Source organism: Aeromonas sp. QDB68, from assembly GCF_027707405.1.
Taxonomy (GTDB): domain Bacteria; phylum Pseudomonadota; class Gammaproteobacteria; order Enterobacterales; family Aeromonadaceae; genus Aeromonas; species Aeromonas caviae.
The window spans coordinates 1-10,053 of the sequence record NZ_JAPCIQ010000110.1; the positions used below are offsets into that span (position 1 = coordinate 1).

Sequence of the window (10,053 nt, forward strand, 5' to 3'; positions counted from 1 at the left end):
GCACCGATAACTGGTATCGTTGCCCCTCGGTCAACTGCTGATAGCTCATGGTGATACTGCTTTTACTTTGGCGAGCAGAAGGGTACCACCAATCAGCAGTTGGCCACCTCTCGCCATTCATCCATGAGTGTCGCACTTATTATCTGAATTCCCGAAATAACTGTTAGGGAAGGTGCGAATAAGTACCCTATGTGCCAAAACTAAAAAGTTTAGCCATTTAATATCAATAATTTAGAATGGTGTGTTTTTGTGCCAAGTGACTTGTTAGCACCTTCCTTAGATGGCTGCCTATAGGCACCTTTACCGTACGGGTTCGCTTGCTGGCACAGCTGTAATCGGGGGCGCACAGAGGAAACATTCATCAACTAAATCAGAGAGTCGAGTAGCCCTTGGGTCACTCGCAGGGAGAGGCTGAAAATCCCCTTGAGAATCCAGAAGGTAGAGATGGTCTGGCCAGTGAAAGCTGGCTACGTCCCCGTCGCCCGTGATGGTCGGGGTGGAACCATTTTCCATTGCATCTGCATCAACCCAGAAGGCGAGGGAGCCACAGTGGATCAGGAACTTGATGTATTGAGACCAGTTGGTGATGGGGTGAAGCGACTTGATGCAAACATGAAGGGAATGGTGATGATCACCACTCCCTCAGTTAGTTCAATTCAAACGCTCGATTTGGGAAACAATCACACGGCAACAAAATATTCTGGATTTTCCTTGAGACAAGATGGTTTTACAGCATGTACCACTGCATGTACCACCAAAGCTTAGCCTTAAATAATTAATCACATAAAATCAATCAGTTAAAAGCTAAATTCAGACTCCCCCAGCCCAAACGTTTGGAAAGGGCCACTTCGCAAGAAGTGGCCCTTTTTGTATCCTTTTTCTCACCTTGAGAGGATGTATCCGCCCCACGAGCGCAGCACATCTCCAGATCAGGCCAAAGGCTCTGCGGGGGGTGGCTGCATTTGACATGGGCCAGCTCCAGGTGGCGTCGCCAGCAAAAACCGGCGAGTGGAGCGGCAATTTGCCCGGGAGCTGTGGGCCACGCCATCAGCCCAGCGCTTCCATGGGGTTGAAACAACCTCGAGGGTTCGCCCCCGAGAATCTTCCACTAGGCTGTGTTCTCAAAATGCTGGTTTTCTGTCCACACATAACTCGCGCAAGTAGCGAAGGCAGAAAGCCAGTTTGATAAAGGCTGCAAAACTCTTGGCTAGCTTTTCATATCTCGTTGAAAACCGGCGAAACTTCTTCAACCAACCGAAGCACCGCTCCACGACATTGCGCCTGCGGTAATGCACCTTGTCCAGTACCAATGGACGCCCCTTATGGCGCCGTTGCTGGTCGCTGCGTTGCGGAATGACCGCTTTTATCCTTCTCCGCCGTAGCTCGGCTCGAAAGGCTTTGCTGCTATAGGCCTTGTCTGCGGCAAGATGCGCTGGCCGTGTTCGGTAGCGACCTGATGACGTTGGTATCCTCGCCATGGCCAACGCGCTTGTTGCATAGCTGATTTCTGCTGATTGCCCCGGTGACAGGCAGAAGCTCAGTGGTAAGCCATGACCGTCCGTGACCAAGTGAATTTTGCTGCCGAAACCTCCCCGCGAACGGCCAAGGGCTTGATTCATTGAGGTGTTTTTTTACGTGCACCGGCAGCATCTTTGGATGCTCTGACATTGGAGCCGTCCAGGCACCACAGGTCGAAATCGATGAGCCCTTCTTCATTGAGCTTGAGTTGCAGCGCTTCCAGAATGGCATCAATCCGGCCTGCATCCTGCCAACGCCGGAAGGTGTTGTAGACCGAATTCCATGGTCCGAAACGTTCTGGAAGGTCTCGCCAAGGAGCTCCGGTGTGGAGTATCCAGAGAATGCCATCGAGCACTTGGCGCGGTTCACGGGTAGGGCGCCCGATCAGGCTTCGAGAAGGAAACTGGGGCTCGATAAGCCCCCATTGTGCATCAGTCAGCTGATAACGGCGGGACACGGAATGGATCTTAAGCTGTTGAGAAGATGTGAGATTATATCTTCATCACTTTAAGAACACAGCTTAGCCGTTGGCAGTGGAAGGCTGGGTCAAATGAACGACGGGATTTTCGGAGAAGAGGTAGCGGTCATCCTCCATTTCGTCATCGAAGATGGTGGCCTGGAAGAGCATCTGCCTGGTGTTCTCCAGGTGCTGCCACATGGCCAGCTTGGCCGCCTGCGGATCCTTGCGCATCAGGGCCTTGAGGATCTGGTCGTGATCGTCGCACCAGCTGGAGATGGCCTTGTCGTCGATATGCTCGTGGAGCTTGCGCCAGTAGGGGTTGCGCTCGCAATGCAGCCAGGGAGCCAGGGCTTCGGGGTGGGCGAGATCGTCGTCAAGCGCGGCTCTGAGCCTTGCCTGGTGGTCACGGCAGCGCAGCGGATCGAAATCGCCGCCCTGCGGTTGTCCCCCGAACAGGTGATCGACACCACGGCGGCGGGCGACTCCTTCAGCGCCGGTTATCTCGCCGCACGCCTGCAAGGGGCCGACGTCGCCGACGCCGCCCGGGCAGGCCACAGCCTGGCGGCGGCCGTCATCCAGTATCCGGGGGCCATCATTCCCCCCTCCCACATGCCATCACTCAAGGAAACGCACCATGTCTGATCTCATCGCCCGCCTCGAAGCCCCCCCGTCATCGCGCTGAAAGATGCTGCCCAGGCCGTCCCCCTCGCCCGGGTGCTGGTGGAAAATGGCCTGCCCGCCGCCGAGGTGACCTTCCGCACCCCCGCCGCCGCAGAGGCCATCCGCCAGATGCGCGCGGCCTACCCGGATCTGCTGATCGGGGCCGGCACCGTGCTCAACCGCGAGCAGGTGGATGCGGCCGTTGCGGCGGGCGCCGACTTCATCGTCAGCCCCGGCTTCAACCCGACCACGGTGCAGTACTGCCTGGTCAAGGACGTCACCATCATCCCCGGGGTCAACAACCCCAGCCTGGTGGAGCAAGCCATGGAGATGGGGCTGCGCCACCTCAAGTTCTTCCCGGCAGAGCAGTCAGGCGGCACCGCCATGCTCAAGGCCCTGGGCGCCGTCTATCCGGTGCGCTTCATGCCCACCGGCGGCGTGACGCCGGCCAATCTGAAAGAGTATCTGGGGCTGAATGCCGTGATCGCCTGCGGCGGCACCTGGATGGTGCTGGCCAAGCTCATCGACGAGGGCAGGTGGGAAGAGCTGGCCGCCCTGGTAAGAGAGGCCGTGGCGGCCCTGTGATCATCGGTTGAGCGAGGGAAGGTCTGCCCTCCCCCGGATGTGTTGAAGAGCCACTTCCCGCGAAGTGGCTTTTTTATGCCCTGCCAGGGCTGGAGATCAATGTGCGGTGCGGTTGCCGCAGTCTGCCAGCGGCTTATTCCCCTGCGGCATCGGGCGTCAACACCAGCCTGCGCCAGGGGCCCGTGATGTCGCAATGACCCGTCTCTTCGGTGTTCTCCCAGCCCAGGCGATGATAGAAAGCCATCGCCGTGGTGTTGCGCATGGCCACCTTGAGGGAGGCCGGGGAGGGGTACCCGGCCAAGCCGGCGGCAAGCAAGGCCCGCCCCATGCCCTGCCCGTGCCAGTCCGCCACCACGTAGAGATGATGCACGAAGCTCTCGGCCCCCCAGATGGAGACGAATCCGCACGGGCTGCCCCCTTTCTCCGCCACCCAGATCTCCTCGCCCCGGGTCTGCTCGGCAAAATCCTCGAGCCGGAACAGGGCGGGATCAACCCAATGGAAGGCCTGGCGCCTTCCCTTGAGGAAGAGCTGCGCCAGCATGGGCTCATCAGCTTCCGTCATCATTCTGATCATGACACCATCCTTGCGTTGCGTGCTTGTCGCTTCCCACTCTCGATGGATCCCGCCGTGCTGTCAAATCGGCAATGTGGACCCTCTTGAATACGTAACCGTGTGACACAGAGCTGCCTATTTTATCGCCTCAGGGGCTATACTGCCGAGGTCCCGTCCATGACTGGTTTGAGGTTCACTGATTTATGGATAACAAGCAAATTGAAGGCAGTATTCTGGTACCCGCCCACATTGACGATGTCTGGCGGGCCTGGACCACGGAGAGCGGGCTGCGCAGTTTTCTGGCGCCGGAGTGCCTCATGGTCCCGGAACCCAACGGGCCGTTCGAGATCTATTTCAGACCCGATGCTCCCCTCGGCGAGCGTGGCAGCGAAGGGTGCCGGGTGATGGCGGTCATGCCCCATGATCTGCTCAGCTTCAGCTGGAATTTCCCTCCCCAGTTTCCCCACATTCGTCAGCAGAAGACCCAGGTCAGCCTGCGCTTCGTGCCGGAGGGCCAGGGCACCCGGCTCCACTTCCTGCAGACCGGCTGGGCGCAGGATCCAGACTGGGACCAGGGTTATGCCTACTTCCGGGAGGAGTGGCTGGAACTGAGTCTGCCAAGGCTACAGTACCGTTTCACCCACGGCCCCATCGACTGGAACAACCCGCCGGGCAAGCAGCAGCTGAAATCCCTGGCCCAGTGACGTCCATTCAAGCGATGGGCATGGCATGAAAAAGGACCCGCTCAGGGTCCTTTTTCATGGATGGGCAGGCGGTCACTCCACCGGCTCTTCATCGAACAGGGGGTGATAGAGCACCTCGCCCCTTACCCCGTCGAGCCCGCCGGGTTGCAACTCCATCGCCATAAAACACTCCGTCGGCACCTCGTAGATGCAGTGCAGGCCGAAGTCGCTGGCAGGCCGAAACCCGAAACGGGCGTAGTAGGCAGGATCCCCGAGCACCACCACCGCCTTCCAGTCCATCTCCAGTGCCGTGTCCAGCCCTTCCCGCACCAGATCCGAGCCAATGCCCTGTCCCTGCCAGTCGGGATGCACGGCCACGGTTGCCAGTCCCAGCCAGGGCCCTTCCTGTCCCTCAATGGTGATCGGGCTCAGCATCAGGTGCCCCATGAACTCGTACTCTTCCTCCTCGACCATGGTGACCACGGCGGCCCCACATTCGCGCAGGCGGTTGACCAGTTCGGCCTCGTCGGGACGACCAAAGGCGGCACTCACCAGCTCATAGACTGGCAGCATGTCGCCGGGACGCTCGGTTCTCAACATACAGCGTTACTCCTCGTACAGCAGGGCGGCCATTATTCCACAGAAGTGGGGCGCCTCTTCACTGCCTTTGTCTGAAAATGGGAGGGCGGACTCAGGAAAACGCCTGACAGACCCCGCACCAGGCTTCGCGATGACCGCCCTTGCGCAAGCCATCAGCGTCCGTCGTCAGGCTGTCGCAATCGCCGCAGATAGGCGAGGCCCAGATCCCCGCACTCCTTGAGCAGGGCGCCACCACCATGGGCCTGCACCCCGGGTGCCTCTGGCGCCAGCATGGCCAGGGGATAGCGCCGTACCTTCAGCCCGCTGAGTGTCTGCTCGCCCTCTGTCGCCTCCCCCGCCATGAAGAGCGCCACCCCCTCACCGTGCAGTATGGCCACGACCACCTCCTCGTCATCCAGCCAGGGGGCCAGCGCCTCTTTGCGTGCATCCGTCAGGCGCGCCGGGCGATCCAGCCGCCAGTGATCGAGCTCGAGGGCGCCATCGGCCGGATCTGGCCGACGCCCTTCATGGTGCATGCCAGTCTTTTCCATCACCCGGCCTGAGGCGAGGTTGCCCGGCATGTGGCGGGCGGTGAGGGCAGGCTGGTGCCACTGTTCGAAGGCAAACGCCCTGACCAGGTTCGCGGCCCGGGTGGCCAGCCCCCTGTTCTGCCAGGGCACGCCGACCCACCATGCCAGCTCCCCGTGCCAGTGCAGGGAGAGGGTGCCGACCAGGGGAGCGGGCTCGTCTTCACGCCCCTGGGGCAGAGTCAGGGCCCAGGGGCATCCCAGCCCGAGAGCAGCCTTGCGCCCGCTCAGGGCAAGCCAGTCCCGCGCCGCCTCCGGCGAATAGGGGTGGGGGATGTTGAGGGTATAGCGGGCGAGCGCCGCATCCGAACAATAACGCAGGATGGCGCTCTCATCGCCGGGCAGCAGGGGGCGCAGCACCAGCGCGTCCTGCCCGCAAGGCTCGCGCAGCACCGGGGTCATCAGGCGGCGGGCAAGCAGGCGTTGCAGGGCAACCCCAAGGTCGTCATCGGCACCGAGGCGGTGATCCGCCCCCGCGGGCCCCAGGGTGAGCAGGCCGCTCTCTCTGGCCAGGGTCAGCAGGGAGCCGGAGGCAGCGATCAGGATCTGCCGGTCCGGCTGTGTCGCCATCAGCGGGGAGGCGGCCTCACCCAGCCAGGCGGCAAGCAGGTCGCGGGCACGGAGAATGCCATCTGGCGGGCTGACCGACCAGGGTGCCATCTCCCTCGCCTCCCCTTTGCCAAGCAGCAGCCACCAGCGGTTTCCCCGGTGCTGCCAGGCCTGCAACGCCGCTTGCCAGGAGGGGCGCCAGAGCGCACCCTCGATCAACAGATCCATTCCTTCCCCCACATCCCCCCCCCGGATCAGGCACCGGGTGCCCGGGCGGCACCACACTCCTGTCTGAGGCAGCATAAGCAGCTGCCAATGAGTTGTTAAACCATATGTTTACCATGGTTAAACGGCATACCCCATGAAAAAATGCCATATGGCTGACTTGATGGCGGTCACATTCCTTCCCCTCCTCGCTTCCTATCATGCCCCCATCATGGCGTGACCAAAGACGCCCATGAAGGACAACGGATAACAAGAGAACACACTATGCAGCCAACCAGCCCACTCAAAACGGTAGTAGTCAGTACCCTGGCGACCGCCCTGCTGATGTTCGTGGCCCAATCCCTCATCGGGAAGCAGGAGATCAGACTCGGCATCGCCATCATCCCCATCCTGCCCATGCTCTTTGCCGTCATCATCGGCATGATCGTCTCCGCCAAGCCCGTCAAGGATCGCATTCCCGGCTGGAAGAGGCTCTTCACCGAGCGAGAAGAGGGCTTCTGCGGCAAGATGGTGGGTTTCAGCCTGCTGATCCTCGGGACCCAGTATGCGGGGATGATCATCCCCAACCTCAAGATGATCCTGAGCGTCGGCGTACCGCTCTTCCTGCAAGAGATAGGCAACCTCCTGCCCATCCTCATCGCCATTCCGCTGGCGGTGAAGTTCGGCTTTGGCCGCCGCGCCATCGGGGCCTGCTCCTCCATCAGCCGTGAACCCTCGGTCGCGGTGATCCAGGGCAAGTTCGGCACCGGCTCCCAGGAGTACATCGGCGTGCTCGCCATCTACCTGTGCGGCTCCGTCATCGGCACCCTCTGGTTCAGCGTGCTCGGCAGCATTGCCCCCCTCACGGGGCTGCATCCCCTGGCCCTGGCCGCCGGGTCCGGCGTGGGATCCGGCTCCATGCTGAGCGCCGCCTCCGGTGCCCTCATCAACGGCCTTGATGAGGCGATGGCCCAGCAGGTGCTCAGCATCGCCGCCGCCTCGAACCTGCTCTCGTCGGCCCTGGGAGCGCTCTCCCTCACCTATCTGGGTCTGCCGCTCGCTGAAAAAATCTATGCCCTGACCGCCAAAGGAGAGAAAGCATGAAAAGCATCGTGATGGATATGCGCTTCGTCTTCCTGGCGATCCTGCTGGCCATGTTCACCCAGACCCTGACCTCGGGCCTGCCGCTGTGGCAGATGGGGGACAGCTTCATCGCCATGTCCCTGGTGGTGTTCGCCTCCCTGGTGACCAAGCGCTACCTGCCCTCCTCCCTGCCGGCCTTTGCCTATGCCTATGCCACCATAATCGGCATTCTCATCTGCCTGCCCGAGACCCCGGTGCGCGGCCTCTTCATCGATGCCGTGGCCAAGATCTCCTTCCTCTCCTGCTGCGTGCCGCTCCTGGCCTTCGCCGGCCTCTCGGTGGGCGGTCAGCTGGAGGAGCTCAAGAAGATGTCGTGGAAGGTGATCCTCATCTTCATGATCGTCTCCACCTGCTGCTTCTTTGGCGCCTCCCTGGTTGCCCAGCTCGGTTTCTCCATTCAAGGGATCATCTGATGAACCACTACCATATCGAACCTGACCTGTTGGCCCTGCGCGACTTCAGCTACGAAGTGCGCCACCACCTGCACCGCATCCCGGAATACTCCGGGGCCGAGTTCAAGACCTCTGCCTACTGCCGTGGGTTGATGGAAGAGTTCGGCTACAGGATCACCCTGTATCCCGGCTTCACCGGTTTTCACGGGGATCTGGCGGTCGACCCCACCCTGCCCACCATTGCCTTTCGTGCCGACATGGATGGCCTGGAGATGCACGACATGAGCGAGGTGGCGTTCAAATCCACCCATGAGGGGATGGCCCACAACTGCGGCCACGACTCCCACATGGCGATCGCTCTGACCGCCGCCAGGTTTCTGGCCGCCAACCGCGATCGCCTGCGGTACAACGTCCGCTTCATCTTCCAGATGGCGGAAGAGGACATGCGCGTCCCCGGTGCCGAAAAGATGGTGGAGCTTGGCTGCATGAAGGGGGTGGACGAGGTCTATGCCCTGCACAACGACGGCGCCATGGAGACGGGCACCATCAAGTTCAACCAGGGGGTCATGTCCTCCTGGGGGTCTGCCTGGACGCTCGATGTGCACGGCATCTCCGCCCACGGCTCCACCCCCCACAAGGGGCTGGATGCCATCCGGGAGGCGGTGCGGATCATCGAGGACATGGACTACATCGTCGCCAAGCGCACCAGCCCGTTCAGCCCGGCGGTCTTTGGTTGCGGCATGATCAACGGCGGCACCATTCCCAACGCCATCGCCGATCATGTGCAGGCCCGTGGCACCATCCGCGCCATGGACGCCGAAACCGACCAGATCCTGAAAAACAGCTTCAGGGACATCATCGCCCAGAGCGAGCTGCGCGGCTTCAAGACCACCATGGTCCATGCCGGCTACCCGGCAGTGGAGAACCACCCCCAGGCCTGCGAGCGCCTGCAACAAGCCGCCTCGGATGTGTTGTCCAGCGACGGGATCAACGCAAAGGGCCAGCCCATGACCGGCAGCGAGGACTTCAGCTACATGATCAACGCCACGCCAAGCCGCATGGGGGCCATGTTCTTCCTCGGCAGCGGCAATCAGGCCAAGGGGATCTGCAACTACCTGCACGCGAACCCCTATTACCTGGACGACGACTGCCTGCTGGTGGGAGCCCAGATCTTCGTCAATCTGGCGACCAGGGTCGACTGACGGGCCAGGGGGATCTGCCACTACCAGCACCACGTCAATCCCCTACTACCCGGACGACGACTGCCTGCTGGTGGGAGCCCAGATTTTCGTCAATCTGGCGACCCGTACCCCCTAAGCAGCAAGGGGGCTGCCGCCCCCCGAGGCCCTGCTGGATGATGGCGATCTGCTGCTCGGCACCCGGAGCGCCGTCAATCTGGTGACCACGACAGCCGGGAGAGAGGGATCACCGGGAAAAGGCAGCACAGGACACCACTTACCACAAAAAGAGAGGCCACTGGCCTCTCTTTTTTGCCTCTATGCAGCACATCTGACTCCCCCTGACGGCCTTCAGAGCCAGGGCAGGGTCGCAGACGGGGCGGGCGTTCCCTGGTTGAGCAGCGCCAGCTGCACCGCCTCCCGGTTCACATGGGGGGCATAGAGGTGGATGAAGTCGTACATGTAGTCCCGCAGGTGGGCATGCCTGCGCAGGCACACATGGGCCACGCTCGAGGCGATCAGATGATCGATGTTGAGGCAGACCAGGCTCTCCCTGTCCCCTTCGTCGAACGCCGAGGTGGCGATCACCCCGACCCCCATCCCCAGGCGCACATAGTGCTTGATGATGTCGCTGTCGGTGGCCGTCAGCACGATGCGGGGGCTGAGGCCATGGCGACCGAACGCCTTGTCCATCTTGGATCGGCCGGTGAAACCGAACACATAGGTGATGAGGGGATACCGGGCCAGATCCGCCATGGCCAGCGGCTGGCAGTCCAGCAGCGGATGGCCGTGGGGCACCACCACGCTGCGCCCCCAGCGATAGCAGGGCACGGTCGCCAGCTCGTCGAACAGGTGCATGGACTCGGTGGCGATGGCCATCTCCACCCGACATTCCGCACCTGATTTAGGAATAAATTTGCCGATAGCGCTCACCCAATACCTCCAAAATGATCTGCTGGTCT

13 protein-coding genes and 1 pseudogene are annotated in these 10,053 nt (G+C 61.5%); 7 read left to right on the forward strand and 7 right to left on the reverse strand.

The window, feature by feature from the left end:
* Window positions 1-275 precede the first annotated feature (275 nt).
* A pseudogene (locus tag PG892_RS19735) lies at window positions 276-606 on the reverse strand (transposase); the annotation flags it as partial.
* Between PG892_RS19735 and PG892_RS19740 the strand changes: the two are divergent.
* Entirely contained in the window at window positions 550-765 is a 216-nt protein-coding gene (locus PG892_RS19740; RefSeq protein ID WP_125729967.1) for a hypothetical protein, read from the forward strand. The pseudogene PG892_RS19735 and the gene PG892_RS19740 sit on opposite strands and share 57 nt — an antisense overlap.
* A 356-nt stretch (window positions 766-1,121) precedes the next feature.
* Here the strand turns inward: PG892_RS19740 and PG892_RS19745 are convergent.
* Together PG892_RS19745 and PG892_RS19750 are read right to left on the reverse strand one after the other, a co-directional pair.
* Window positions 1,122-1,975, reverse strand: a protein-coding gene (locus PG892_RS19745; protein WP_103261584.1) for an IS5 family transposase whose coding sequence is annotated in 2 segments (ribosomal slippage) — window positions 1,122-1,633 and window positions 1,633-1,975 — 855 coding nt in all. Because the reading frame shifts where the segments join, the coding sequence is not laid out codon by codon here.
* A 63-nt stretch (window positions 1,976-2,038) separates the two neighbouring features.
* Complete coding sequence (locus PG892_RS19750) at window positions 2,039-2,395, reverse strand: FCD domain-containing protein (protein WP_234823661.1); 357 nt, start codon at window positions 2,393-2,395, stop codon at window positions 2,039-2,041.
* On the opposite strand from PG892_RS19750, the gene PG892_RS19755 reads away from it, so the two are divergent.
* Together PG892_RS19755 and eda are read left to right on the forward strand one after the other, a co-directional pair.
* Complete coding sequence (locus PG892_RS19755; RefSeq protein WP_223932457.1) at window positions 2,309-2,620, forward strand: PfkB family carbohydrate kinase; 312 nt, start codon at window positions 2,309-2,311, stop codon at window positions 2,618-2,620. The two genes, PG892_RS19750 and PG892_RS19755, sit on opposite strands and share 87 nt — an antisense overlap.
* 78 nt (window positions 2,621-2,698) lie before the next feature.
* Entirely contained in the window at window positions 2,699-3,223 is a 525-nt protein-coding gene (gene eda / locus PG892_RS19760) for a bifunctional 4-hydroxy-2-oxoglutarate aldolase/2-dehydro-3-deoxy-phosphogluconate aldolase (protein ID WP_234823660.1), read from the forward strand.
* A gap of 133 nt (window positions 3,224-3,356) precedes the next feature.
* Here eda and PG892_RS19765 read toward each other — a convergent pair whose 3' ends face one another.
* Window positions 3,357-3,797 carry a GNAT family N-acetyltransferase gene (locus PG892_RS19765; protein ID WP_042880882.1) on the reverse strand — a complete coding sequence of 147 codons (441 nt, stop codon included), beginning with the start codon at window positions 3,795-3,797 and terminating at the stop codon, window positions 3,357-3,359.
* 182 nt (window positions 3,798-3,979) lie between these two features.
* Between PG892_RS19765 and PG892_RS19770 the strand changes: the two genes are divergently transcribed.
* Window positions 3,980-4,480: an SRPBCC family protein gene (locus tag PG892_RS19770; protein WP_010673967.1), complete on the forward strand. Its 501-nt coding sequence runs from the start codon at window positions 3,980-3,982 to the stop codon at window positions 4,478-4,480.
* Window positions 4,481-4,552: 72 nt separating this feature from the next.
* Here the strand turns inward: PG892_RS19770 and PG892_RS19775 are convergent, their stop codons facing one another.
* Window positions 4,553-5,059, reverse strand: coding sequence for a GNAT family N-acetyltransferase (locus PG892_RS19775; RefSeq protein WP_119196859.1), 507 nt, complete (start codon window positions 5,057-5,059; stop codon window positions 4,553-4,555).
* Window positions 5,060-5,211: 152 nt separating this feature from the next.
* The gene (locus PG892_RS19780; RefSeq protein ID WP_270825741.1) at window positions 5,212-6,402 is read right to left on the reverse strand and encodes a GNAT family N-acetyltransferase; all 1,191 of its coding nucleotides are present in this window, start codon (window positions 6,400-6,402) and stop codon (window positions 5,212-5,214) included.
* A gap of 261 nt (window positions 6,403-6,663) precedes the next feature.
* Between PG892_RS19780 and PG892_RS19785 the strand changes: the two genes are divergently transcribed.
* The 3 genes from PG892_RS19785 to PG892_RS19795 are packed head-to-tail and all read left to right on the forward strand — an operon-like array spanning window position 6,664 to window position 9,115.
* Window positions 6,664-7,482 (forward strand): DUF3100 domain-containing protein, encoded by an 819-nt coding sequence (locus PG892_RS19785; RefSeq protein WP_119196861.1) that lies wholly within the window; start codon window positions 6,664-6,666, stop codon window positions 7,480-7,482.
* Window positions 7,479-7,934, forward strand: a complete 456-nt coding sequence (locus PG892_RS19790; protein WP_119196862.1) for a hypothetical protein — start codon at window positions 7,479-7,481, stop codon at window positions 7,932-7,934. Before PG892_RS19785 ends, PG892_RS19790 begins: the two co-directional genes overlap by 4 nt.
* On the forward strand, window positions 7,934-9,115 hold the full coding sequence (locus PG892_RS19795) for a M20 metallopeptidase family protein (protein ID WP_103261777.1): 1,182 nt from the start codon (window positions 7,934-7,936) through the stop codon (window positions 9,113-9,115). The genes PG892_RS19790 and PG892_RS19795 overlap by 1 nt, the downstream gene beginning before the upstream one ends.
* 327 nt (window positions 9,116-9,442) lie before the next feature.
* Here PG892_RS19795 and PG892_RS19800 read toward each other — a convergent pair whose 3' ends face one another.
* Window positions 9,443-9,970: a LysR substrate-binding domain-containing protein gene (locus PG892_RS19800; protein ID WP_270825743.1), complete on the reverse strand. Its 528-nt coding sequence runs from the start codon at window positions 9,968-9,970 to the stop codon at window positions 9,443-9,445.
* Window positions 9,971-10,053 lie beyond the last annotated feature (83 nt).

Coding starts and splice junctions, on each gene's coding strand:
- PG892_RS19755 (WP_223932457.1), top strand. CDS start 2,309: ATGCAGCCAGGGAGCCAGGGCTTCGGGGTGGGCGAGATCGTCGTCAAG.
- PG892_RS19765 (WP_042880882.1), bottom strand. CDS start 3,797: ATGATCAGAATGATGACGGAAGCTGATGAGCCCATGCTGGCGCAGCTC.
- PG892_RS19770 (WP_010673967.1), top strand. CDS start 3,980: ATGGATAACAAGCAAATTGAAGGCAGTATTCTGGTACCCGCCCACATT.
- PG892_RS19775 (WP_119196859.1), bottom strand. CDS start 5,059: ATGTTGAGAACCGAGCGTCCCGGCGACATGCTGCCAGTCTATGAGCTG.
- PG892_RS19780 (WP_270825741.1), bottom strand. CDS start 6,402: ATGGATCTGTTGATCGAGGGTGCGCTCTGGCGCCCCTCCTGGCAAGCG.
- PG892_RS19785 (WP_119196861.1), top strand. CDS start 6,664: ATGCAGCCAACCAGCCCACTCAAAACGGTAGTAGTCAGTACCCTGGCG.
- PG892_RS19790 (WP_119196862.1), top strand. CDS start 7,479: ATGAAAAGCATCGTGATGGATATGCGCTTCGTCTTCCTGGCGATCCTG.
- PG892_RS19795 (WP_103261777.1), top strand. CDS start 7,934: ATGAACCACTACCATATCGAACCTGACCTGTTGGCCCTGCGCGACTTC.
- PG892_RS19800 (WP_270825743.1), bottom strand. CDS start 9,970: ATGGCCATCGCCACCGAGTCCATGCACCTGTTCGACGAGCTGGCGACC.